At 62.9% G+C, this 24640-nt stretch carries 19 protein-coding genes and 1 pseudogene; 18 read left to right on the top strand and 2 right to left on the bottom strand.

All coding sequences use genetic code 11. The features are described from left to right. The 17 genes from tssF (at position 1) to C7A17_RS09730 (ending at position 22893) form a co-directional block, all read left to right on the top strand. The gene (gene tssF, locus C7A17_RS09810; RefSeq protein ID WP_106737860.1) at positions 1-1791 is read left to right on the top strand and encodes a type VI secretion system baseplate subunit TssF; all 1791 of its coding nucleotides are present in this window, start codon (positions 1-3) and stop codon (positions 1789-1791) included. Further along, positions 1755-2762 (top strand): type VI secretion system baseplate subunit TssG, encoded by a 1008-nt coding sequence (gene tssG / locus C7A17_RS09805; RefSeq protein ID WP_106737859.1) that lies wholly within the window; start codon positions 1755-1757, stop codon positions 2760-2762. Before tssF ends, tssG begins: the two co-directional genes overlap by 37 nt. Before the next feature lie 11 nt (positions 2763-2773). Beyond that, a complete protein-coding gene (gene tssH / locus C7A17_RS09800; RefSeq protein ID WP_106737858.1) occupies positions 2774-5374 on the top strand; it encodes a type VI secretion system ATPase TssH in 2601 nt (866 codons plus the stop codon). 10 nt (positions 5375-5384) lie between these two features. After that, positions 5385-6914 (top strand): sigma-54-dependent Fis family transcriptional regulator, encoded by a 1530-nt coding sequence (locus C7A17_RS09795; RefSeq protein WP_106737857.1) that lies wholly within the window; start codon positions 5385-5387, stop codon positions 6912-6914. Positions 6915-6961: 47 nt separating this feature from the next. Further along, entirely contained in the window at positions 6962-7096 is a 135-nt protein-coding gene (locus C7A17_RS09790; RefSeq protein WP_017676356.1) for a hypothetical protein, read from the top strand. A 20-nt stretch (positions 7097-7116) separates the two neighbouring features. Further along, the gene (gene tagH / locus C7A17_RS09785; protein WP_106737856.1) at positions 7117-8313 is read left to right on the top strand and encodes a type VI secretion system-associated FHA domain protein TagH; all 1197 of its coding nucleotides are present in this window, start codon (positions 7117-7119) and stop codon (positions 8311-8313) included. Between the two features lie 5 nt (positions 8314-8318). Further along, positions 8319-8801: a type VI secretion system lipoprotein TssJ gene (tssJ, locus tag C7A17_RS09780; RefSeq protein WP_106737855.1), complete on the top strand. Its 483-nt coding sequence runs from the start codon at positions 8319-8321 to the stop codon at positions 8799-8801. Further along, positions 8798-10129: a type VI secretion system baseplate subunit TssK gene (gene tssK, locus C7A17_RS09775; protein ID WP_106737854.1), complete on the top strand. Its 1332-nt coding sequence runs from the start codon at positions 8798-8800 to the stop codon at positions 10127-10129. Before tssJ ends, tssK begins: the two co-directional genes overlap by 4 nt. 2 nt (positions 10130-10131) lie before the next feature. Then, positions 10132-11013, top strand: a complete 882-nt coding sequence (gene icmH / locus C7A17_RS09770; RefSeq protein WP_106737853.1) for a type IVB secretion system protein IcmH/DotU — start codon at positions 10132-10134, stop codon at positions 11011-11013. Beyond that, the gene (gene tssM / locus C7A17_RS09765) at positions 11010-14549 is read left to right on the top strand and encodes a type VI secretion system membrane subunit TssM (RefSeq protein ID WP_106737852.1); all 3540 of its coding nucleotides are present in this window, start codon (positions 11010-11012) and stop codon (positions 14547-14549) included. Before icmH ends, tssM begins: the two co-directional genes overlap by 4 nt. Continuing rightward, positions 14549-15277 (top strand): PP2C family protein-serine/threonine phosphatase, encoded by a 729-nt coding sequence (locus C7A17_RS09760; protein WP_106737851.1) that lies wholly within the window; start codon positions 14549-14551, stop codon positions 15275-15277. The genes tssM and C7A17_RS09760 overlap by 1 nt, the downstream gene beginning before the upstream one ends. Further along, positions 15274-16245 (top strand): serine/threonine-protein kinase, encoded by a 972-nt coding sequence (locus C7A17_RS09755; RefSeq protein WP_106737850.1) that lies wholly within the window; start codon positions 15274-15276, stop codon positions 16243-16245. The genes C7A17_RS09760 and C7A17_RS09755 overlap by 4 nt, the downstream gene beginning before the upstream one ends. Before the next feature lie 38 nt (positions 16246-16283). Next, positions 16284-18419 (top strand): type VI secretion system Vgr family protein, encoded by a 2136-nt coding sequence (locus C7A17_RS09750; RefSeq protein WP_106737849.1) that lies wholly within the window; start codon positions 16284-16286, stop codon positions 18417-18419. 16 nt (positions 18420-18435) lie between these two features. Further along, complete coding sequence (locus tag C7A17_RS09745) at positions 18436-19254, top strand: DUF4123 domain-containing protein (RefSeq protein ID WP_106737848.1); 819 nt, start codon at positions 18436-18438, stop codon at positions 19252-19254. Beyond that, positions 19251-19766 (top strand): DUF3304 domain-containing protein, encoded by a 516-nt coding sequence (locus C7A17_RS09740; protein ID WP_106742840.1) that lies wholly within the window; start codon positions 19251-19253, stop codon positions 19764-19766. Before C7A17_RS09745 ends, C7A17_RS09740 begins: the two co-directional genes overlap by 4 nt. Before the next feature lie 80 nt (positions 19767-19846). Further along, on the top strand, positions 19847-20311 hold the full coding sequence (locus C7A17_RS09735) for a DUF3304 domain-containing protein (RefSeq protein WP_234035937.1): 465 nt from the start codon (positions 19847-19849) through the stop codon (positions 20309-20311). Continuing rightward, positions 20296-22893, top strand: coding sequence for a T6SS phospholipase effector Tle1-like catalytic domain-containing protein (locus C7A17_RS09730; protein ID WP_106737846.1), 2598 nt, complete (start codon positions 20296-20298; stop codon positions 22891-22893). The genes C7A17_RS09735 and C7A17_RS09730 overlap by 16 nt, the downstream gene beginning before the upstream one ends. 46 nt (positions 22894-22939) lie before the next feature. Here C7A17_RS09730 and C7A17_RS09725 read toward each other — a convergent pair. Continuing rightward, a pseudogene (locus C7A17_RS09725) lies at positions 22940-23242 on the bottom strand (FAD/FMN-containing dehydrogenase); the annotation flags it as partial. A gap of 89 nt (positions 23243-23331) precedes the next feature. Then, positions 23332-24009: a hypothetical protein gene (locus C7A17_RS26740; RefSeq protein WP_158704651.1), complete on the bottom strand. Its 678-nt coding sequence runs from the start codon at positions 24007-24009 to the stop codon at positions 23332-23334. 177 nt (positions 24010-24186) lie between these two features. Between C7A17_RS26740 and C7A17_RS09720 the strand changes: the two genes are divergently transcribed. Then, positions 24187-24600 carry a DUF2388 domain-containing protein gene (locus C7A17_RS09720; protein WP_106737845.1) on the top strand — a complete coding sequence of 138 codons (414 nt, stop codon included), beginning with the start codon at positions 24187-24189 and terminating at the stop codon, positions 24598-24600. Positions 24601-24640 lie beyond the last annotated feature (40 nt).

Genomic DNA, 24640 nt, shown 5'->3' with positions numbered 1-24640 from the left:
ATGTCTTTCAACCACTACTACCAAAGCGAACTCACCGCCTTGCGCCAACTGGGCAAGCGTTTCGCCGAGCGTAGCCCGGCGCTGGCGCCGTTCCTCGGCCAGGCGGGGCGCGACCCGGACGTCGAGCGCCTGCTCGAAGGTTTCGCCTTCCTCACCGGGCGCCTGCGTCAGAAGCTCGACGACGAGCTGCCGGAGCTGACCCATTCGCTGATGCACCTGCTGTGGCCGAACTACATGCGCCCGCTGCCGGCCTTCAGCATGCTGCAGTTCGATCCGCTGACCCGCCCCGGCCCGGCGCTGCCGGTCAGTCGTGGTACCCCGGTGGAGGCCAAGGCCATCGAGGGCGTCACCTGCCGCTTTCGCACCTGCTTCCCCACTGAAGTACTGCCGCTGGCGTTGAACGGCCTGGATTACTCGGTCAAGGGCGACGGTGCACTGCTCAGCCTGCGCCTGGCCATGAGCGCCGATGGTCACATCGGTGAGATCGGCCTGAACAAGCTGCGCCTGCACTTGGCCGGCGAACGTTATATCGGCCAGATGCTTTACCTGGCGCTGCTACGCAACCTCGGCAGCATTCAGCTGGTGTTGCTCGACCAGGCCGGCAAGCCGCTGCAGGATGCCTTCGGCCAGACGCTCGGCACCCTGCAGCTCAAGTCCGAGCAGGTGCAACCGGTAGGCTTCGCCGAGGACGAGGCGCTGATCCCCTACCCGCTGAACACCTTCCGCGGCTATCGCTATCTGCAGGAATACTTCGCCTTCCAGGAGAAATTCCTGTTCGTCGACCTGCTCGGTCTGGATGCCATCCACAGCCTGCCTGAAGACCTGCTCAAGCAGGCGCGTGGCCTGGAGCTGCGTTTCGATATCCACAAGGCCGGCGTGCAGCGCATCCGCCCGACCCTGGAGAACGTGCGCCTGTACTGCACGCCGGTGGTCAACCTGTTCCAGCACGACGCCATTCCGATCCGCCTCGATGGCAAGCAGGATCAATACCTGCTGTTGCCGGCCGAGTTCGATTCGCAGCATTGCGGTGTGTTCTCGGTCGATCGCGTCACCGGTTGGAAGCCGGGCGGCATGGGTTACGAAGAGTACGTGCCGTTCGAGTCGTTCGAGCACGACCCCAGCTTCGACGTGCCGGTGGCGCGCCCGCACTACAGCGTGCGCCAGCAACCCTCGATGCTCGGCGACGGTCTGGAGACCTGGCTCAGTTTCGGTCTGCGCAACCTCGATCAGCATGAGACGCTGTCCATCGAGCTGACCTGCACCAACCAGAATCTGCCGCGCCAGCTGCGCCTGGGCGATATCTGCCTGCCCAGCGAGGACACTCCAGATTTCCTCAGCTTCCGCAATATCAGCGCGGTCACGCCATGCTACGCGCCGCCGCTGCACCGCGACTTCCTGTGGAAGCTGATTTCCAACATGTCGCTGAACTACCTGTCGTTGGCCAACGTCGAGGCGCTCAAGGTGATCCTCGAGACCTACGACCTGCCGCGCTACTACGACCAGCACGCCGAGCGCGTCAGCAAGCGCCTGCTCGGCGGCCTCAAGAACATCGGCCACCGTCACGTCGACCGCCTGCACCGCGGCCTGCCGGTACGCGGGGTGCGCACCGAACTGACCATGAACCCGGAAGGCTATCTGGGTGAGGGCGATCTGTTTCTGTTCGCCTCGGTACTCAATGAATTTTTCGCCCTCTACGCCAGCCTTAACAGCTACCACGAGCTGCACGTACAGAGCACACAGGGAGAGTTGTACAAATGGACGCCACGTATGGGGCAGCAGCCCCTGCTCTAAGTCGATTGAGCAAAGGCATCCGCGAGTACAGCCTGTTCCAGGCCGTACAGCTGGTGCTGGAGCGCTTGGGTGCTGCTCATCCGCATCTGGATGAGGAGCGCCTCTACGAGTACCTGGAGTTCCAGGCCAACCCGAGCCTGGGTTTTCCTGGCAGCGATATCGATCGCGTGCAGTTCTTCGAGGAGCATGGCGAGCTGCGCGCGCGCATGCGCGTCAACCTGGTAGGCCTGTTCGGCGGAGGTTCGCCACTGCCGGCGTTCTACAGCGAACAGGCCCTGGGCGACAGCGAGGACGGCAACCCGACCCGCGATTTCCTCGACCTGTTCAACAACCGCCTGCAACGCCTGTTGCTGCCGATCTGGAAGAAGTACCGCTACCGCGCCAGCTTCCAGAGCGGGGCCATGGACGCCTTCTCGGCGCACCTGTTCGCCCTGATCGGCCTGGGCAGCGAGCAGATTCGCCAGGCCCAGGAGCTGAACTGGAAGCGCCTGCTGCCCTACCTCGGCCTGCTCAGCCTGCGCGCTCACTCGGCGGCACTGATCGAGTCGGTACTGCGTTACTACTTCAAGCACGCCGAGCTGTTCATTGAGCAGTGCCTGGAGCGCCAGGTGACGGTACTGGAAGAGCAGCGCAACCGCCTCGGCCTCGCCAACAGCCTGCTCGGTGAGGACGCCGTGCTCGGCGAGCGCGTGCGCGACCGTGGCGGCAAGTTTCGTATTCACGTGCGCCAGCTGGGCTGGACGCGCTTTCACGAATTCCTGCCGATCGGTACGGGCTACCAGCCGCTCTGTGCGCTGGTGCGCTTCACCCTGCGCGATCCGCTGGACTACGACATCCGCCTGGAACTGCGTCAGGACGAAATCCGTGACCTGCGCATCGGCGAAGAAAACCCCTGCCTGCTCGGCTGGACGACCTGGCTCGGCCGTGAGAACGCCGATGGCCTTGTCACTCTGGGCAGCAAGATTCATTAAGGACAGATGAAATGATCAACGTCGATCTGCAACAACTGGTTCAAGCCCTGGACGCCGCGAGCAAGCGCGACCTGGAAATGGCCGCCGAACGCTGTGTAGTGCGCGGCGGCAACAAGATCCTCGTCGAAGACCTGCTGCTGGGCTTGCTGGAGCGCCCGGAAAGCCTGTTGGCGCGAGCCCTGCAGGACGCCGAGATCGATGCCGGCGAGCTGGCCCAGGCACTGCAGCCGCGCGGCGAACACAGCGAGTCGCGCAACCCGGTGTTCAGCGCCGAGCTGGTGCAATGGCTGCAGGATGCCCTGCTGGTCGCCAACCTGGAGCTGGGCGCCAGCCAGATCGACCAGGCTGCGCTGATCCTCGCCCTGCTGCGCAACCCCATGCGCTACGCCGGCAGCCGTTACCAGGCGCTGCTGGGCAAGCTCAACGCCGAGCGCCTGCGCGACTTTGCCCTCAGCCAGCAGCCGCAAGGCAGTGCCGGCAAGCCGGCAGCCAGTGGCGAATCCAACCTGGCGCGCTTCACCCACAACTTCACCCAGCAGGCCCGCGACGGCAAGCTCGACCCGGTGCTGTGCCGTGACGGCGCGATCCGCCAGATGATCGATATCCTCGCCCGCCGCCGCAAGAACAACCCCATCGTGGTCGGCGAGGCTGGCGTCGGCAAGACCGCCATCGTCGAGGGCCTGGCCCTGCGCATCGCCACCGGCGAGGTGCCGCAGGTGCTCAAGGGCGTCGAGCTGCTGTGCCTGGATCTCGGCCTGCTGCAGGCCGGCGCCAGCGTCAAGGGCGAGTTCGAGCGCCGCCTGCAGGGCGTGATCGACGAAGTGAAGGCCTCGCCCAAGCCGATCATCCTGTTCATCGACGAAGCCCATACCCTGATCGGCGCTGGTGGCCAGGCCGGCAGCGGCGACGCCGCCAACCTGCTCAAGCCGGCGCTGGCCCGTGGCGAGCTGCGCACCATCGCCGCCACCACCTGGAGCGAATACAAGAAGTACTTCGAGAAGGATCCGGCCCTGGCCCGCCGCTTCCAGCCGGTGCAACTGCACGAGCCTACTGTCGACGAGGCGGTGACCATCTTGCGCGGCCTGGCGCCGGTGTACGAGAAGAGCCACGGTATCTACCTGCGCGATGACGCGGTGGTTGCTGCTGCCGAACTGTCGGCGCGCTACCTGGCCGGCCGCCAGTTGCCGGACAAGGCCGTGGACGTGCTCGACACCGCCTGCGCTCGCGTGCGTATCAGCCTGGCCGCCGCGCCTGAGGCACTGGAGCGCCTGCGCGGCGAGATCGCCGAGGGCGAGCGCCAGGGTGAAGCCATGCGCCGCGATCTGGATGCCGGCCTGGCCATCGATGGTGAAGCACTGGACGCACTGGACAGTCGTCTGGTCGCCGCCCGTGCCGAGCTGGAGCAAGTGGAAACCCGCTGGGCCGTGCAACGTGACCTGGCCGAACGCCTGCTGGAGCAGCGCAAACAATGCGCCGCTGCGCGTCTGGGTAACGACGAAGAGGCCGGCGACGAACCACGCCCGAGCCTGGAGGAGCTGGAAGCCGAACTGCGCGCCATCCAGGCCGAGTTGGCCGCTGCGCAGGCCAGCGAGCGTCTGGTCAGCTTCGAGGTCTGCCCACGCCTGGTGGCCGAGGTGATCAGCCACTGGACGGGTGTACCGCTGAGTCAGCTGGCGCGTGAGCACAACACCAAGGTCATCACCTTCGCCGACGACCTGCGCCAGCGCGTGCGCGGCCAGGAGCAGGCGATCCAGGCGCTGGACAAGGCCATGCGCGCCACCGCTGCTGGTTTGAACAAGCCCGATGCACCGGTGGGCGTGTTCCTGCTGGTCGGCCCCAGCGGTGTCGGAAAGACCGAGACCGCTCTGGCACTGGCCGACCTGCTGTATGGCGGCGAGCGTTTCCTCACCGTGATCAACATGTCCGAATTCCAGGAGAAGCACACCGTTTCCCGCCTGATCGGCGCGCCGCCTGGCTACGTCGGTTACGGCGAAGGCGGCATGCTCACCGAGGCCGTGCGGCAGAAACCCTACTCGGTGATCCTGCTCGACGAAGTCGAAAAAGCCGACCCGGACGTGATGAACGTCTTCTATCAGATCTTCGACAAGGGCGTGGCCAACGACGGTGAAGGGCGCGAGATCAACTTCCGCAACACCCTGATCCTGATGACCAGCAACCTGGCCAGCGAGCGTATCGCCAGTCTCTGCGCCGGCGGCGAGCGCCCGGCCACCGAGGATCTGGAACTGGCCATCCGCCCGCAACTGACCCAGCACTTCAAGCCGGCCCTGCTCGGGCGCATGCGCGTGGTGCCCTACTACCCCATGGACAGCGACCTGCTGCGCCAGCTGGTCGGCCTAAAGCTGGCCCGTTTCGGCGAGCGCCTGGCGCGTCGCCAGCTCGCCTTTAGTCATTGCGACGGCCTGGTCGAGCATCTGGCTGAACGCTGCACCCATGGCGACAGCGGTGCGCGTTTGATCGATCACCTGATTGACCAGCACCTGCAACCGCTGGTGGTCGATCGCCTGCTTGATGCCATGGCTGCCGGTGAAAGCCTGCAGCGCGTGCATGCCACGCTGGATGCCGATTCCACCGTGACCTGTGAGTTCGCCTGAGGTGCCGCCGATGTTCGCCGAAGTCCCACAACCACTGCGCTACGCCGAAGCCTTGCTCGGTCGTTACGCCGAGCTGGCTGGCGCTGCCAGCAGCGAGCGCCTGCTCGCCAACCTGGTGCGTGCCGCCGCCGAACTGGCCGATTGCGCCCTGGGCCAGCTATACCTGCTGGATCACACCAACACCCGCCTGACCCTCTCTGCCGAGTGGCTCGACGGCCTGCTGCAACCGCGTGAGGCAGCCAGCCTGCCCAGTGACTACGACGGCGAACAACTGCTGCAGTACTGCCTGTGCCAGAACCAGGTGCTGTGCATCGACGAGCTCGACGGCGGCCTGCATAGCGTCGCCTGCCTGCCGGAGGCTGGGCGCGCCTGGCGCAGCCTGCTGTGCCTGCCACTGCATGATGGAGCTGGCCATACCCGTGGCCTGCTGCTGGTGGCCAGTCATGAGCGGCGCATCCTACAGGGCTTCGCCGCTTCCTTCGCCCAGCTCGGTCGTTTCGCCCTGGCTCAGCTGCACCTGTTGCAGCGCCTGCGCGCACCGGCCGTCGACGGTGAAACCAGCACCGAAACCGTCTCCCCTGCCCCTGGCACACCCTGCGCCAGCGGCTACGGCTTGCTCGGCCAGAGCCAGGCCATGCGCCGCGTCTATCAGTTGATCGGCAAGGTGCTGCACAGCCCGGTCAGCGTGCTGTTGACCGGCGAGACCGGCACCGGCAAGGAACTGGTCGCCCGCGCCATCCACGATTGCGGTGCGCGGCGCAGCAAGGCCTTCATCGTGCAGAACTGCGCAGCACTGCCGGAAAACCTGCTGGAGAGCGAACTGTTCGGCTACCGCAAGGGCGCTTTCACCGGTGCTGACCGCGACAAGCCGGGCCTGTTCGATGCGGCCGATGGCGGCACGTTGTTTCTCGACGAGATCGGCGATATGCCGTTGACGCTGCAGGCCAAGCTGCTGCGCGTGCTGCAGGAAGGCGAAGTGCGCCCGCTGGGCAGCAGCGAGACGCACAAGGTCGATGTGCGCATCGTCGCCGCGACTCACCAGGAGCTGCGCAAGCGTGTCGAGGAAGGGAGCTTCCGCGAAGACCTGTTCTATCGCCTGTCGCATTTCCCCATCGAGCTGCCGGCGCTGCGTGAGCGCGACGAGGACATCCTTTTGCTCGCCCGCCACTTCGCCAGTACCGCCAGCGGCTTGCTGCAGCGTGACGCCTGCCGTTGGAGTGACGCCGCGCTGGAGCACCTGGCCGGCTATGCCTTCCCCGGCAACGTGCGCGAGCTCAAGGGCCTGGTCGAGCGCGCCGTGCTGCTCTGCGAGGGTGGAGAGCTGCTACCCGAGCACTTCAACCTGGAGCAGACCCAGAGCACCGATAGCGCGCCGCTGAGCCTGCGCGAGCGCATGGATCGGCTCGAACGCAACCTACTGCTCGACTGCCTGCGCAAGAACCGCGGCAACCAGACCAACGCCGCCAACGAGCTGGGTCTGCCCCGACGCACCCTGCTGTACCGCATGCAGCGGCTGAAGATCAGCCCGAGCGAGGTCTGAGCATGCCTGCCCATCTTCTACCCACTGTCACCCAAGGAGCGCATTCCATGCTGCATCGCTACCGGACCGCCGCCCTGCTGGCCCTGGCCATCGCCCTGGCCGGCTGCACTGGCAATTACAAGTTCAGCGACGACCAATACCGCCCGCTGGGCGACCCGCAAGCCGAGAAACGCGGCCACTGACCGCAAGGAGTAGGTTCACCATGGAACTGGTATTCGATGTGGTCAGCGCGCAGCAGTTCGTGCCAGGTCTGTTGACCACCAAAACCTTCAAGCAGGCCGGCGGCGTGATCGGTCGTGCCGACGAGTGCGACTGGGTGATTCCGGATCGCAAGCGCATCCTCTCCAGTCGGCATGCGGAAGTCAGCTATCGCGATGGCGCCTTCTACCTGACCGACACCAGCAGCAATGGCATCCAGCTCAAGGACAGCGGCGCCAGCCTGGCCAAGGGCAGCCCGCAGCGCATCGAGCATGGCAGCGTCTATTGCCTGGGCGACTTCGAGATTCGCGCACGGCTGGTTCAGGATCCGGCCATGTTTGAAGGGGATATCGGCCTGCCGCAGGCCGCCGGCAGCATCATCCCGGATGATGCCTTCCTCGACCTCGATCCGCTCACCGCGCTGGATCAGCAGGAGCGCGTGTACGCCGAGGTGGACGATCTCACCGCCGTACTGCGCCCCAGTACCGCACAGGCGCAGCAGCGCGACTACGCGCAGATCGACGAAGAAAACCTGCTGGTACCCGAGCTGGTGATGCCGACACCTGCGCCGCAACCGAAAGTCGCCCCGGAACCCGAGCGTCTGCCGCCGACTTTCTGGGAGAAGTTCTCCGATGCCCTTGGCGTGCGTGTCGACGACCTCGATGACGATGCCCGCGAAGCGCTGGCGCTGAATGCTGCCAAGCTGCTCAAGCAGAGCGTCGGCAGCCTGCAGCAGGCCCTGCGTACCCGCAGCGAGCTGAAGAACGAACTGCGTCTGGCCCTGACCACCGTGCAGAGCGCTGGCAACAACCCGCTCAAGCATGGCCTGGATACCAGCGAGACGCTGACCGCGCTGCTGCGCGGTGGCAAGCCTGGCCAACTGCCGGCCGAGCAGGCCATCAACCGCAGCTTCCGCGACCTGCAGGCGCACCAGGTGGCACTGCTCGCCGCCAGCCGCGCAGCCGTTCAGGGCATGTTCGAACAGTTCGCCCCGGAGCAACTGACCATGCGTTTCGAGCGTAACGGTCGCAAGCCGTTGCTGCCGACCGATGGCGGCCGCTGGCGCGCCTATCGCCGTCTGCATGCCTCGCTGGAGCAGAACGACGACTGGAGCGATCGCCTGTTCGCTCGTGATTTCGCCAGTGCCTACGAAGAGCAGGTTCGCCTGATCGCCACCCTCAATACCGACCTTCAAGGATGAACACCATGCCTCGCCTGCTTTCCCTGGCCCTGTGCGCCGCGCTGCTGACCCTCGCCGGCTGCGCCGCGATGTCGCCTTACTCGACCATGACCAAGCTGGATCTGAGCCTCACCGGCAGCGACCAGCTCAACCCGGATCTGCACGGTCGCCCCTCGCCCATCGTGCTGCGGCTGATCGAACTCAAGCACCCGGTGGCCTTCGAGAACGCCGATTTCTTCTCCCTCTACCAGCGGCCCAAGGAAGCCCTGGCACCTGATCTGGTGACCCTGGAAGAACTCGAGCTGCGCCCGGGTGAAACCCGTGAGTTGAAGGTTTCGGTGCAGGAAGGCAGCCGCTACGTCGCTGTGCTCGCCGCCTATCGCGACTTGCCGGAAGCCAACTGGCGCTATGTGATCGCAATCAACGAGCAGCAGCGCAACGTGGCCAACTTGCGTCTCGACGAGCGCGGCATTCGTAACCTGGATGACCCGCAGGAGCGCAGCCGATGAGCCAGCATAAAGTCATCTGGCAGGAAGGCATGCTGCTGCGCCCGCAGCACTTCCAGCAGAACGATCGTTACTTCGATCATCAGCTCAAGGTGCGTACGCAGAAGCTGGACAGCTATGCCTGGGGCTTCTTTGAGCTGGAGATCGACCGCCAGTTCCTCAACATGGGCAAGCTGGTGGTGAGCAAGGCCAGCGGCGTGCTGCCCGACGGCAGCCTCTTCGACCTTGGCGCCGAGCGCGAGCCGCTGGGCCTGGACGTGCCGCCGAACACCGGCAACACCCCGGTCTACCTGGCGCTGCCGCTGGTTACCGGCAACCACATCGAGAGCCGCCGCCCGGAGCAGCGTGACGTGCTGGCGCGCTATGTCGCCTTCGACGAGGAAGTGGCCGACTGCAACGCCGGCGACAGCAGCGTCAGCCAGGTCAGCACCGGTCGTCCGGACTTCCGCCTGCTGCTCGGCGAGCAGCAGAGCGACCAGGCCTATGTGAAGCTCAAGCTGTGCGACGTGCTCGACACCACGCCGGATGGGGTGATCAGCCTCGATCCGGAATTCAGCCCGACCTACGTCAACTTCCAGGCCTCCGGCTACCTGCTGAGCTGCCTCAAGGAAGTGATCAGCATGCTCGCCCACCGTGGCGACATCCTCGCCGAGCGCATTCGCGCCACCGGCAAGGTGGGCGGTGCCGAGGTCGGCGACTTCATGATGCTGCAGCTGATCAACCGCTACGAGCCGATCCTGCGTCATCACCTGGGCGTCGAGCAGGTGCACCCGGAGCAGATCTACCGTGAGCTGGTCGGCCTGCTCGGCGAATTGGCGACCTTCTCCAGCGAGACCAAGCGCCCGCGCCTGGAAGGCCGCTACCTGCACAGCGACCAGGGCCTGAGCTTTCGCAAGCTGATGGACGCCATCCGTCAGGTGCTGTCGATGGTGCTCGAACAGCACGCCATCGAGATGCTCCTGCAGCAGCGCCAGTACGGTATCCAGGTGTCGCCGCTGCACGACCACAAGTTGCTCGGCACCTCCAGTTTCGTGCTCGCCGCCAGCGCCCAGTGCGACTCCGAGGAGCTGCGCCAGCGCCTGCCTGCGCACCTCAAGGTCGGCCCGGTGGAGCGCATCCGCCAACTGGTCAACCTGCACCTGCCGGGGATCAAGGTCAAACCGCTGCCGGTGGCGCCACGGCAGATTCCCTTCCATTCGGGCAAGACCTACTTCGCCTTGGAGCTCAGCTCCGAGGAACTGGCGCAGCTGGAACGCTCCGGCGGCTTCGCCTTCCACGTGTCCGGCGAGTTCTCCGGGCTTGAGCTGAAATTCTGGGCGATCAGGAACTGACCATGACAACCAAGGAAATGGAATACGGCCAGGATGACAAGACGGTCATCCTCAACCGCAAGGGTGAATCGCGCGCAGAAAGCCCGCTGACCGACTTCAGCGCGCCGCCGAAATTCGAGCAGCTGGAAGAGCGCATGATTTTCGCCGCGCGCCTGCGTCCGGCGGAGAGTTTCAACATCAGCCTCAACCCACTGGTGGCGGCGGCGTCCTCGCTGCTCTCGGAAGTGGTGCGCCTCAAGCACAGTTTTGAGAGCGAGGATCTGGACGCCCTCAATCAGCGCCTGACCCGTGAGATCAAGCTGTTCGAGCACCGCGCCCTGCACGACGGCGCCGAGAGCAGCCAGGTGATGGCCGCCCGCTACGTGCTGTGCACCGTGGTCGACGAGGCGGTGGTGACCACGCCCTGGGGCAACGAGAGCCAGTGGTCGCAGATGAGCCTGTTGTCCTCGTTCCACAACGAGACCTTCGGCGGTGAGAAGTTCTTCCAGTTGCTCGAGCGCCTGTCGCGCAACCCGGTCAAGCACCTGCCGATGCTGGAGCTGATGTACTTGTGCCTGTCGCTCGGCTTCGAAGGCAAATACCGCGTGCTGCAGCGCGGCATGCTCGAACTGGAAGCGGTGCGCGACAGCCTCTACCGGCAGATTCGCCAGCTGCGCGGCGACGTGCCGCGCGAAGTCTCGCCGCACTGGCAGGGCCTGAAGGACCCCCGTCGGCGCCTGGTACGCATCGTGCCGTGGTGGCTGGTGGCGCTGTTCACCCTGATGTGCCTGGTGATGATGTACGCCGGCTTCGCCTGGGTGCTCGGCGAGCAGCGCGACACCGTTCTCAAGCCGTACCAGCAACTCGACCCGGCCTCGGGTGTCAGCATGGATGACGTGAAATGAAGAGTTTCTTCGCCAAACTTGGCGCCTTTTTCCGCAAGACCTGGGTCTGGAGCCTGTTGCTGGTTCTGATCCTTGCGCTGCTGGTGTGGTTCGTCGGCCCGCTGCTGGCGGTCAGTGACTACAAATTCTGGGAGTCGGCCACCAGCCGTCTGCTGACCATCAGCCTGCTGTTCCTGCTCTGGGGCCTGGGCATGGTATTCGCCAGCTGGCGCTCCACTGCGCGCAAGAAGGCCGAAGAGAACGATGCCGATGCGCAGGAACGCCTGCGCCGTGAGGAGCAGATCAGCGAGGAGCAGAACGAGCTGCGCCATCGCTTCAAGGACGCCCTGCGCACCCTCAAACGCTCCACTCTGTACCGTGGTCGCAGCGAGAAATGGCGCAACGACCTGCCCTGGTATCTGCTGCTCGGTCCGCAGGGCAGCGGCAAGACCAGTTTGCTGGACTTCTCCGGACTGGACTTTCCGCTCAACCGTGGCGACAACCAGCGTCTGACCAAGGACGTGTCCGGCACCCGTTACGCCGACTGGTATTTCGCCGACCACGCCGTGCTGATCGACACCGCCGGCCGCTACCTGACCCAGCCTGACGTTCAGGTCGACGGTCGCGCCTGGGGCACCCTGCTCGGCCTGCTGCGCCAGCGCCGCGCGCGTCCGCTCAACGGTGTGCTGGTGAGCATCCCGGTCGAGCAACTGCAGGGCGGCAGCGAAGTGGAGCTGGAAACCCTGGCCCGTCAGACCCGCCAGCGCCTGCACGAGATTCATCAGCGTCTGGGCGCCGATGTGCCGGTCTACCTGGTGCTGAGCAAGGCCGACAAGGTGCTGGGCTTCGACGAGTTCTTCGACCAGCTGTCGCGTGAGGAAAGCGAGCAGGTGCTCGGCGCCAGCTTCCGCAAGGAGCAGAACGCCAGCGATGTAAGCGTCGTGCGTCAGGAGTTCGAAGAACTGCTGCGCCGCCTCAACAGCCAGGTGATCCTGCGTATGCACCAGGAGCGCGATACCCAGCGCCGTGGTCGCATCCTCGACTTCCCGCACCAGCTCGGCCAGATCGGCGAGCGCCTGTGCCTGTTCATCGAACTGGCCTTCGCCGGCAACCGCTACCAGCGAGCCAGCAAGCTGCGCGGCTTCTATCTGACCAGCGCGCCACAACTCAGTGAGCAGCTCGACCCGCTGACTGCCGGCATCGGCCGTAACCTCGGCCTGGCCGGCAGTGCGCTGCCGACCTTCCGCAGTGGTCGTGCACGCTTCATCCACCACCTGCTCAGCCAGGTGATTTTCCCCGAGGCGGAGCTGGCCGGCCTGGATCAGAAGGAAGTGCGCCGCATCGACTGGGGCCAGCGCGCCATGTATGCCACCGCCTTCGCCGTGCTGGCGCTGTTCGGTGTGCTCTGGGCCACCGGCTTCTCGGCCAACCACGGGCGTCTGGAAGAACTGCGCGAGATCGCCCAGAAGCTCACCCGCGAGCACGGTGCGATCAGCCCGCAGGACGATGCCCAGCAGGTGCTCAAGGCACTGGACAGCAGCTACGCCGCGACCTTGGTGTTCCCACCCAAGGGCGACGTGTCCTACCTGCAGCGTACTGGTCTGTTCCAGGGCGAGGCGGTCAATCCGTCGTTGCACTCGACCTACCGCGCCGAGTTGGAAAACCTCTTGCTGCCACGCGTGGCGCGCCAACTGGAAGCGCAGATCCGCGCCAACCTCAGCGACCGTGAACGCCTGCTCGGCAGCCTGCGCGCCTACCTGATGCTCAACCTCGAAGAGCGCCGCGATGCCGATTTCCTCAAAGAATGGGTCGCTGCCGACTGGTCGCTGCGCTACGCCGGCAACAGCCCGGCGCAGCATGGCCTGAACACGCACTTCGCGCGTCTGCTCGATGAATCCTTCGCACCCTATGCGCTCAACGCCCAGCTGGTTGCCCAGGCACGTCAGGTGCTGCGCAGCGAGTCGCTGGCCAACGTCGTCTACCGCATGCTGCGTGAGCAGGCACGTAGCCTGCCGGACTACCGCCTGAGCCAGAAACTCGGCCCGCAGGCCGGTCTGATCAACGGCAGCGACTACGCCATCCCCGGCTTCTACACCCAGAGCGGTTACAGCAAGACCTTCACCGCTCAGGGCGGCAACCTGGTGCGTGAGATCCTGCGTGACAACTGGGTGCTGGGCGAAGGCGAAACCCTTAGCGCCGGTGACCTCGGTCGCCTGATGGTGGAACTGGAGCAACTGTACTTCCGTGACTACGGCAACTACTGGGGCGAAGCCATCGCCCAGCTCAGCCTGGAGCCGATCGGCAGCGCCGGTCGTGGCGCCAGCCTGCTGGGTGGCCTGACTGCCGCCAACTCGCCGCTGCTGCAACTGCTGGTGGAAGTGCGCGACAACACCCGCTTCAAGGGGCTGGCCGAGGCTGCTGACGACGCCGGTGCCGCCGCTGCCGCGCTGGAAGGCACCAAGGGCAAGTTGGGCAAGGCCGCCAAGCTGGCCAGCGCCGCTGCCGAACAAGCGCAGCAGGCTCTGGCCAAGAACACCCCGGACACCGCGCGCAAGACGCTGGAACGTCGCTTCGAGAGCCTGCACAAGCTGCTTGACGATAACGGCGGTGCCGGTGTCGAACTGGCCGCCGGCCTGCAGGCGCTGGACGAGCTGCAACGTCAGCTGGCCAGTTTGGCCAACGCCGGCGCCAGCGATCAGGCCGCGTTCGAGATGGCCAAGGCGCGCATGGGCGGCAAGCGCGATGCGATCAACCAGGTACGCAGCGCCGCTTCGCGCTTGCCGCAACCGGTAGGCAACTGGCTGGCGCTGCTGGCCGAGGACAGCTGGACGCTGGTACTCAACGACGCCTACCACTTCCTCAACCAGCGCTACCAGAGCGAGCTGTACGCCGCCTACGACAACTCGCTGAAGCAGCGTTATCCGTTCACCGCGCACAGCGAAAGCGATGTGGCGGTGGCCGACTTCCGCGAGTTCTTCAAGGCTCAGGGCATCGCCGAACGCTTCTTCGACAGCTACCTGCGTCCCTTCGTCAGCGGCAGTGCCGACGAATACCGCCTGCGTCGTGTCGATGGCCGTGGCCTGCCGCTGTCGCGCGAGTTCCTCCTGCAGATGAGCCGTGCCCAGGTGATCCGCCGCAGCTTCTTCGCCGAGAACCCGGCCGAGCCGCAGGTGCTGTTCAAGCTCGAACCCTACTCGCTGGACTCCAGCCTGAGCCGCGCCGACTTCCGCTTCGGCAAGCAGCAACTGGAATACCGCCACGGGCCGATCGTCGCCACCGCCTTCCGCTGGCCGGCAGCGAGCGAGGAAGACCGCACCAGCCTGGTGGTCGAAGAGCTGGGTGGCCGCCGCGTCGGTATCGAGAAGAACACCGGCCCCTGGTCGCTGTTCCGCCTGCTCGACCTGATGGACGTGGACTACCACAGCGGTCGTGACGTGCTGATCCTCAAGGCCAACCTCGGTGGTCTGCACGCCAACTACCTGCTGCACAGCCAGCGCTCGCCGAACCCGTTCGACATCGGCTTGCTGCGCAGCTTCAAGCTGCCGGCGACGCTCTGATGAGTGAAGTCGCCAACGCCTGGCGCAGCGCCGCGCGCACCGACACCGGCAAGGTGCGTGCGCGCAACGAGGACGCCTTCCTGGCCCTGCCCGAGCAGGGCCTGTGGGTGGTGGCCGACGGCATGGGCGGGCACCAGAACGGCGCCCTGGCCAGTCGCCTGATTGTCGAGCATCTGGCTGAGCTGCCGGAGGGTAGCTTCGACCAGCGCCTCGCGGAGTTGCGTCAGTGCCTGCACCGGCTCAACCATCGCCTCGGCCAGGAGCTGACGGTCACTGCCGAGCGCACCGACACGGTGATCGGCAGCACCGTGGTGGCCCTGTTGCTCGAAGGCGAGCGCGCCGTCTGCGTCTGGGCCGGTGACAGCCGCTGTTACCTGTGGCGCGCCTCACGGTTGTATCAACTGAGCCGCGACCACTCGCTGGTGCAGCAACTGATCGACGAGCAGGGCCTTGCACCGCAGGAGGCCGCGCGCCATCCGGCGGCGCATGCCCTGACCCGCGCCATCGGTGCCAGCGAAACCCTGCAACTCGACATTCTCGAACTCGATGTGCTGCCCGGCGATGTCTTCCTGCTGTGCAGCGACGGGCTCTACCAGGGCGTGCCGGCCGACGAGCTGGGCGCTTGCCTCAACCTGCCTTCGCCGCATCTGGCCGTGGAGCGCCTGTTCCAGCGCGCGCTCGATGGTCCGGCCCGTGACAACCTCAGCGCCGTGGTAATCCGCCGATGACCGAAACCGCCGAAGCCAGTGACCTCACCTACTTCGCCCTGGCCGCCACCGCGGCCAAGGAGCCTGTGCGTGAAACGCCGCGCCAGGCACCGGGCGAGCTGCCGGACGTGCTCGGCGGCCGCTACAAGATCGAGCGCCTGCTCGGTGTCGGCGGCATGGGCGCGGTGTACCGTGCGCGTGACCTGCTGCGCGAACAGTTCGGCGACCCCGAGCCCTACGTCGCGCTAAAGACCCTGAGCGACGACTTCGCCGAATACCCGGACGCCAACGCCCTGCTCTACAGCGAGTTCGCCCTCACCTCGCGGCTCAACCATCGGCATGTGGTGCGCCTGTTCGGCTTCGAGGTCGACACCGCCTGCGAGCGCGCCTTCATCACCCTGGAGTTGATGCGCGGCCTGACCCTGGATCAGTTGCTCTGCGAACGCCCGGAAGGGCTGTCCTGGGAGGAGTTGCGCGCCATCGCCATCCCCTTGCTCGATGCCCTCGCCTATTCCCATGAACTCGGTGTGCTGCATGGCGACCTGAAGCCCAGCAATGTGATGTTGGCCGACGACGGCCTGCGCTTGTTCGACTATGGTCTGGGCCAGCCCGTGGAAGGCCTGCTGCCAGGCCTGCCGCGCTTGTGCCGCAATCGTATCGCCGCCTGGACGCCGCGTTACGCCGCGCTGGAGCTGCTCGAAGGCGCTGCGCTGTCGGCCGCTGCCGATGTCTATGCAGTGGCCTGCGTGCTGGTCGAGCTGGCCAGTGGACAACACCCGTTCCGTCGCCTCAGTGCCAAGCAGGCCAAGAGCATGGAGCTGGACAAGCAACTACAACGCCCGGCGCAGGTGCCGCTGCACTGCTGGCAGGCCCTGCGTACGGCGCTGGCCTTCGAGGAAAGCCAGCGGCAGATCGACTGCAGCGCGCTGCTCGACGCGTTTCGCCGGCCACCGGCTTCGCGCCTGCAACGCTGGCTGGGCAAGGCATGACAGGCTGTTGAAAAGGACTCTTTCGAAAGGATACGCATATGTTCAACCCGGCCAATGAAACCCATTTCAGCCTGAGCATCGAGGGCGTCGAGCATGACCTGCAGGTGCTCGAGTTCAACGGCCGCGAGGCCATCAGCCAGCCCTACCGCTTCGACGTCGAGCTGATCAGCGAACGCCCGGATCTCGACCTGACGAGTCTGCTGCACCAGCGTGCCTTCCTCGCCTTCAGTCCCAATGGCGACGGTATCCATGGGCTGATCCATCGCGTCGAACAGGGCGAATCCGGCAAGCGCCTGACCCGCTACCGCCTGGCCATCGTGCCGCAGCTGGCGTACCTGGCGCATCGCACCAACCAGCGCATCTTCCAGCATCTCACCGTGCCGCAGATCGTCGCCCAGGTGCTGGAAGAGCACGGCATCGTCGAGGGCGGCTACCAGTTCCAGCTCGGCCCCACCGTCTACCCCGAGCGCGACTACTGCGTGCAGTACGACGAGAGCGACCTGCACTTCATCCAGCGCCTGTGCGAAGAGGAAGGCATCCACTACCACTTCCAGCACAGCGAAAGCGGTCACGTATTGATGTTCGGCGACGATCAGACCGCCTTCGCCAAGCTCGGCCAACCCACGCCCTATATCCAGGACAGCGGCATGACCGCCGATGACCCGGTGATCAAGCGTCTGGCCCTGCGTCTGGAAACCCGCACCCGCCGCACCACCCGCCGCGACTACGACTTCGAGCAGCCGCGCCTGCTGCTGGAAGCGGCTTACCAGGGCGAACAGGCCGGTGAGAACGACGGTCTGCCCGATCTGGAAGACTACGACTACCCTGGCCGTTACACCGACCGCACGCGCGGCAAGCACCTGGCCAAACGTGCTCTGGAGCGCCACCGCGCCGACTATCGTCAGCTCGACGGTCAGAGTGACCAGCCGCGCCTGGTCACCGGGCACCTGCTGGAGATTTCCGAGCACCCGCGCAGCGACTGGAACGACCTCTGGCTGCTCACCGAAGTGCTGCACGAAGGCAAGCAACCGCAGGTACTGGAAGAGTCGGTCACCAGTGATTCGGTGCTGGGCAAGGGGCTCTCCGCCCTGCTACGTGGCGTCACCGGCAAGGCGGACGCCTACGCAGACGATGATTTCCGCCAGGGTTACCGCAACCGCTTCCTCGCGACTCCCTGGGACGTGCCCTACAGACCTTCCCTGGCCCACCCGAAGCCTCGTGTTCTGGGTAGCCAGCGTGCTGTGGTCACTGGCCCGGCTGGCGAAGAAATCCACTGCGACCAATACGGCCGGGTGAAGGTGCAATTCTTCTGGGATCGCGAAGGCCAGGCCGACGAGAAAACCAGCTGCTGGTTACGCGTCAGCTCCAGCTGGGCGGGTGATCGCTACGGCGCCATCACCATCCCGCGCATCGGCATGGAAGTGCTGGTCACCTTCCTCGAAGGCGACCCCGATCAGCCTTTGGTCACTGGTTGCCTGTACCACGCCGAACACGTCGTGCCCTACGACCTGCCGGCGAACAAGACCCGCAGCGTCTTCAAGACCCTCAGCAGCCCCGGCGGTGGCGGCTACAACGAACTGCGCATCGAGGATCGCAAGGGTGCCGAGCAGATCTACATCCACGCCCAGCGCGACTGGGACGAGAACATCGAGCACGACCAGAAGATCCGCGTCGGCAACGAGCGCCACGACACCGTGGAGAAGAACAGCTACACCGAGCTGATGGCTGAGGAACACCTGACAGTCACCGCCGACCGCAAGGTCGAAGTCAAACTGCAGGATCACCTGACGGTGGCCACCGACCAGCACATTCAGCTGGGCACCGCACAACTGAGCAAGGCCGGCCGCGAGATCCACCTCAAGGCCGGACAGAAAATGGTCATCGAAGCCGGCATCGAACTGACCATCAAGGCCGGCGGCAGCTTCATCAAACTCGACCCCGGCGGCATCACCATCAGCGGCCCACTGGCCCGGCTCAATGCCGGCGGCGCGCCAGGCAAGGGCTCGGGTATCGGCATCAAACCGCCCGTACTGCCGGGCGCAGCGGATAGTGACAAGGCGGGTGATGTACTGGAGCAAGTGGTCAGCAACTGCGTGGACAAGCCGCAGCAAGCGGTATGCGAAGAATGTCTGCTCCGTGCGCAAAGCAAAGCCCAAGCGCTAGTCGCACGTTGAGAGGTACCGGAACGCTATGAAATCCTTGACTCATACCTGGCTGAATCTGCTCCGTGAGCATGCGGAGCAAGAACGTTTGCAGTATTTCGATCTGCTGGTCGATGCCAGCAACCTGCGCTATCCGCTGCTTTCACGCCTCGATAAACTTGAGCAGCCCCCGGAAATTGCAATGCTTCTGGAAGGCACGCCAGAAGAGACCATCGCAGCCAAGGGCCCTCTGTTGATCCGTGTGGGCCTCGACCAACTCGAACAACAGCCCTGGCTTGACGAATTGCTCGCCAGCAAGAATGCGCACCAGCATCTTCTGGCGTTGCTCAGTCCTTGGCCCTTTGCCCTGCTTGCCAGCCACCTACGTCACTGCACCCAGGTCGAGTGGAACGATGGCCGGAGCAGTGGCCTGCTGCGTTTCTATGACCCACGCATGCTGGTACCCACCAGTGAAGCGCTGGATCCGCAACAGATATGGTTCCACGCCCCGGTAATCACCTGGCACTGGCGGGATCGTGATCGGCAGCAACGTAGTTTGCCTGGCAACTTTATGCGTTCAGCGGAATTACCTTCACCGCTACCGGTCTTGCGGCTGACGAGAGCACAGATGTCCAGCCTGCTGGCCTGGAGCGCTGCCGAGGACTATCGGCGCAGTTGGGGGGTGCAACCACAGGACTACGGCATGGCCCAGCAGGAACCCTTGATGCGCCATCTGATGCATGGGCAGTTGGCGGCAAGCCGCGAGGGGCTGCATGACTTTGACCAGCGAGACACCTTTATCCGTGCCTGGTTGGCCAAGAACTCGCCTGTTGCGCCGCCTGAAGAGACTGCTGAGGTATGGGTATGACTCACAGGGCCTTGGCCTGCCTTCTGGTGGTTCTATTGCTGAGTGGCTGTATGGCCAAGGACTCCGAGATGCTTGGTGCGCCTGTCGAGGGCTATAACCACACGTCCGCTGCCATCAACCGTTTCACTGTCAACGGTGCTGGAGGCCCTAATCTAGGGCCTTATGGTGGCGGGGGCGGACAGGTTTGTTGCGGCTCTGTGCCGCGCCATTGGCGACCGGGGCTTAGAGCCATTGTGGAGTGGGAAAAAGATCCTAATCCAGGCGCCTCTGTTGGATGGCCACCTCATGGCACGGATGGATGGCGAGAGGCATATAAGAAACACGCAGCTAATTACACCCGCCACCGGGTAGTGGTGGAGATTCCTCAGTACCAGGAGGCAGGGACGTTGAAAGTACACTTTCTGCCCTGCAATCAGGTGAGGGTATCGGCAGACAATATTTTCTATGGGGTTTCCGGCTACCCCTACAACTTTCCCCGCAAGATGGAGGATACGGAATGTCCCACTCCTTGAACCTTAGGCTCGCCCGCAATCCGATAGGCCGATACCCATTCGTTGGTTTATCGCTGGTGCTATTGCTTGTCAGCGGGTGTATGGCCAAGGAATCCGAGATGCTCGGTGCTCCTGTGGAGGGCTATAACCACACTTCCGCTGCCATAAACCGTTTTACCGTCAACGGCGCTGGAGGGCCAAATCTAGGGCCTTATGGTGGTGGGGGCGGACAGGTTTGTTGTGGCTCTGTGCCGCGCCATTGGCGACCAGGGCTTAGAGCCATTGTGGAGTGGGAGAAAGATCCTAATCCTCGGGGATACGGTAGTTGGCCGGAACGACCATATTCGGATGCTTGGAACAAACGTATGGACGAACACCGCAGTCATTACACTCGCCACCGTGTAGTGGTGGAGATACCTCAGTACGACCGTCCAGGCCCTCTCAAAGTGCATTTTCTTCCATGCGATCAAGTCAGAGTTACAGCGGCTGGCGTACTCCCTAGCCACCCTGACTATCCATACAACTTTCCCCGCAAGATGGAGGATACGGAATGTCCCAAACCTTGAACCCGCCACCTGCCAGTGTGCTGATTGCACGTCCTTTCGAACGTACGGGCCTACCAATAAACTCATGGGAAGTTCTCGTTAATATTCGTGGACAGGAAAGAGACGAGAAAAAAGCCTGGAGCCGAGCTTTAAGCGCTGCCGCAAAACAGGGTGAAGAAGCTTCTGAGCCTTGCTGCAAGGCCCTACATATAAGCCTTTGCTTCGATGGCACCAACAATCACGAGCCTTCGGACTCCATTGCCGACCCGATATGCACGAGCAATGTGGCGCGTTTGTACCATGCGAGTATCGAGAAAACAGAAAAAGGATTTTTTCGATACTACAGCCCAGGTGTGGGCACTGTTTTCGAGGAAATTAAAGAGTACCTGCCGAGCCAGGCTGGCCTGATCGGAGCGAGTGGTGGTGAGGACCGAATCAATTGGGGGCTTACTCGGCTAATCGATGCTGTACAAACGACGCTGACGCAACAACCATTGTTACTTGATCAGACCCAAGCTTTGGTTGAGGCCATGGCCACCAACTGGACTGCTTCCGTATTGAGCGGAGGCATATTGGAAAATGGCGCCCGCAAGCGCAAGGCAGCGATGCAACCCTATGAGGATGAGCTGGCCAGTTTGCTGGAGCAGCGGAGAAACAGTGGTGAAAAACCGGAAATCCTCGCCTTGCGCCTCTATGTCTACGGCTTTTCCCGTGGTGCAGCCCAGGCCCGCGCTTTCGCTAACTGGTTGATGGAGCTGACGCGCCAGCAAAACGGCGAGGCCAGCGAATACCGGTTCGCCGGGTTGCCCATTTCCATCGAATTTCTCGGCCTGTTCGATACCGTGGCCGCAGTGGGCCTGGCTGACAGTGTGCCTTTCGCTGCCGGTCATATGGATTGGGCCAGTGGCACCATGCGCTTGCCGGACGAAACCCCGGCGCGGGCCTGCATGCCAACTGAGCTGCCTGAAGATTGCCTCTTTCTCAAGCGCTGCGTGCATCTGGTTTCCGCTCATGAGCAACGTGCCAGCTTCCCGCTGGACTCCATTCGCCGCCGAGAGAAAACAGCCGATGGGATGCGTGATGACTCACGCCCTTCCGCCTATCGTAAAGACACTTGGGAATACGTCTATCCGGGTATGCACACCGATGTGGGTGGTGGCTATCCGCCTGGCGATCAGGGCAAGGCTCGTGGTGGTCAGGGCGAATTGCTGTCGCAGATTCCTCTGCACCATATGTACCGCTCAGCCTTTGCCGCGGGCGCGCCTTTACAGGTTCCCGAAGCCGTTGCAGAGGGCCTCGAACAATGGCGAAAAATGGATCCTGAGACATTCGGAGAGTTTGCTGTAGGCGATACACTCACAATCCGCTTCAACGCCTGGCAGAAACAGGCCAAGGCCGAATCTCTCGAGGATGTGATCAAGCGTGAACAAGCCCTGATCACGGCCTGGCGTATCGATCGTTATGCCGGCGGCATCGACAAGCAGAGCTTTTACAGCCATGTAAAAGATCAGGACATGAGCGATGAGGAGTGGGATGCTCTGAAGCGCCTGCATGCCCACAAGCTGGCGGAAAACGCTGCAGCGGCGCAGGGTAAGGAACCGCCTGTGCTCAGTGCGCGAGAGCAGCGACAACGCGAGGCGGATCTTGAGTTGGTCGGGGGCACCGATGCTTATGCGCGCATCAATACCAACAAGACGTTCGAGCCAGCGCTGGATGACCAGCAATTGCGCCGTGCCGCCGCTGAGTTCAAGCGTGATTACGAGCGTAACTGGGGCGTCCTCGAGGATACATTCGAGCCTGGCGGGATAATCAACCTGTTGCTTGGTGGCACTGTCTATCTCATCAACGAAGAAGATGAAGCTCAGGAGTACGCAGAGCTTTACCAGAATGGGACGCAGCGCCATGGCAAGCTATTCGCCATGCCGGGAGTTATCGTCAATGGGCAGCAGGATTTGATCGCACTCTTCGATGAGCAGGTACACGATTCACGTGCCTGGTTCACCAATTCCTCTCCGTTTGGCGAGCGCGAGCCTTTCACCGATTACTTCCGCTACCGCCTGGTGCATTTCGACAATGAATCGAACAAGAGCCTGTCGGTACTGGCCAATGCGGGTCGCGTGGTTGGAATGGGTATCGCCTTGGCCAGTATCGGGCTCTCAATCAAGAAGCGTAATCCACGCTACTTGCTCGGCCTTTTCCTGCCCTCGTTGGCGACGCCTGTACTGACGGGCAGGCCAGGATTACCGGCTTTCCCGGAAATCAGTGCATTCGATCCTTTAACCGGTATTGCACTGCCGATGATGGAGGGTATGGAAGCCGTACGAGCCTTTACTCAAAAGCCTGGTGACGTGGTGGCCATGCTCAACGCCATGCCTTTGCCCGTACCGCTCACCGAGCAAACCGCTACTACGCCAGAGCTGCAAGCCGTCTTCAAAGCCGCTGAGGCGGTCAAGGCGGTCAAGGCGGCTAATGATTCCGGCGATATGAGCGGCTTGTTGGGGCAAGCGATGGACATGATGGACAAGGGTGCCCCCAAGCCTGGACTGCAATCTCCCGGTTGGCTGGATCAGGCTAAAGGCATGGCCAAGGAGTTTACGGGCTAGGAGCAAAGGGCAGCGGTACATATCTGCGCTGCTGCCCCTTTCCGGCTTACGGCTCTACCGCCTCTAGAGCACTCTTCAATGCCCCCGCCTCCCTGAACACCTTCTGCTCCACCAACTTCCCATCCTCCAACTGCAACCACAGCACCTCACCCTCACCAGCCGGATAGCGCGGGGCGATGCGGGCGTCGCGGTCGAGGAGGATGCGGTGGTTGTAGTCGCGCATCTTTGGCAGGGCGAAGAGGGTGGCGATGACGCTGGGCATGCGGCTGATGTCGGCGAGGAAGACCGTGTAGCGCTCGTCCAGATAACCCTTGGGCTTGCCTTCCAGAGCAGCGTTGATCAGCCTTGCGAAAAGGGGATAGATTTATTTTTCGGTGGTGAGGTTGCCAGATAAATAAATCTGTCCCTTTTTACTAGTGTGCGGATAAAGTGCTTTATTTAAAGGTCAAAATTTTTGATGCCGTAGTGGTCTAGCCTCACCTGGCATGTCTTGCACGGACAAATATAGAAAGTGCCGTCTGGCTTTCTACGAATATAGCTATGCAAGCTCTTGTCTGGTGAATCAGGGTAGGGGAACGCCGTATTGCTGATACCTAATAAACCACCTTCGCCCGTTTCCATAACCGCATACATGATTTGCTTTTCTGCGCAGCCCGCGTTTCTAACATGGCTCCCGCCTATAAATGAAATCTCATCATCTTTCTCACGTGGGCCGGCGGGCCTTTGTTGGGGAGGGCAATATGTGACTGGTGCGATAGGGCTCAAGTTGCTCTCTATAAAGTTTTTAAACTCCTGTGAGCCAGCTTTATATTTAAATCTCTTCCCTCGTCCATTGCTATATGTAAAATTTTGAGTCATTCCTGGTGACATTCCCAAATACAGAACAAGCCCTTCTGCATCAAGGTACTGAGTAAGTGTCAACGGCTCCACTAGGTCTTTGGGGCGTATCGGCCCTTTCTTCGAAAGTCCAAGAGCGACACTGATGACGCCTTGTGCCATGTCTCCTTGAGGTTGAGCTACCGCGCTCAGTAAGTAAGCGGATCTTTTCGCAACTGACTTTGCAATTTCACTACGTGTGTTCTGGATTAAAGGTATTTTACCGAGTAACTGCCGCATCTCTTAATTCCCTTAAAAAGATCCGTTTGGTTTCTGGGTTCCAAAAACAATAGCTTGAGCGGTGTGGCTTTGCAAAACTTAGTGCAGCTTTTCCTCTGCGTGCGGTGCGCGCCTGGAAATTAGATAAACCGACTTAGATACCAGTTTCCTCATTAGGAAAATCAGAAGGAAAAAACTGTGACAACCTCGCACCTCTTGCCGAAAGTATCATCGTTATCCGAGCGTCGCCAGAGTATGGTCGCTCCCCGGTTGACGGTGGCATTGCTCGGCTTGTGCTGGCTCTCAGCCGCAAAGGCCGTCGGCGACGTTGAGTTCAACGATCCTCTGATATCGTCAGGTTTGCTGCTTTACTCCCCTATTCTGACCAGCATGGCAACTACCGCACCATTCATCTGGACGACTGCGGCAATAGAGGGGCGTAACGAAAAGGTAATCATGCAGGCGCGGGATGATGCAGCCTTGTACGTTGCCAGCGACGGCCGTGAATTGGGAATCTATCTGACCGCCGCGCTCTTTCTGCTTCGTGAGCAAGGCGCAGCGGGAGATGATCGGATGTTGGCGCGATGGATTCTTATGCAGGCTTCACGCTAAACGATGATGGGCTGTGTGCCTTGCGCCATTTCGTGCGCGA

The organism is Pseudomonas mendocina (assembly GCF_003008615.1).
Classification (GTDB): Bacteria; Pseudomonadota; Gammaproteobacteria; order Pseudomonadales; family Pseudomonadaceae; genus Aquipseudomonas; species Aquipseudomonas mendocina_C.
This window is presented reverse-complemented; position numbering and strand designations above follow the sequence as displayed.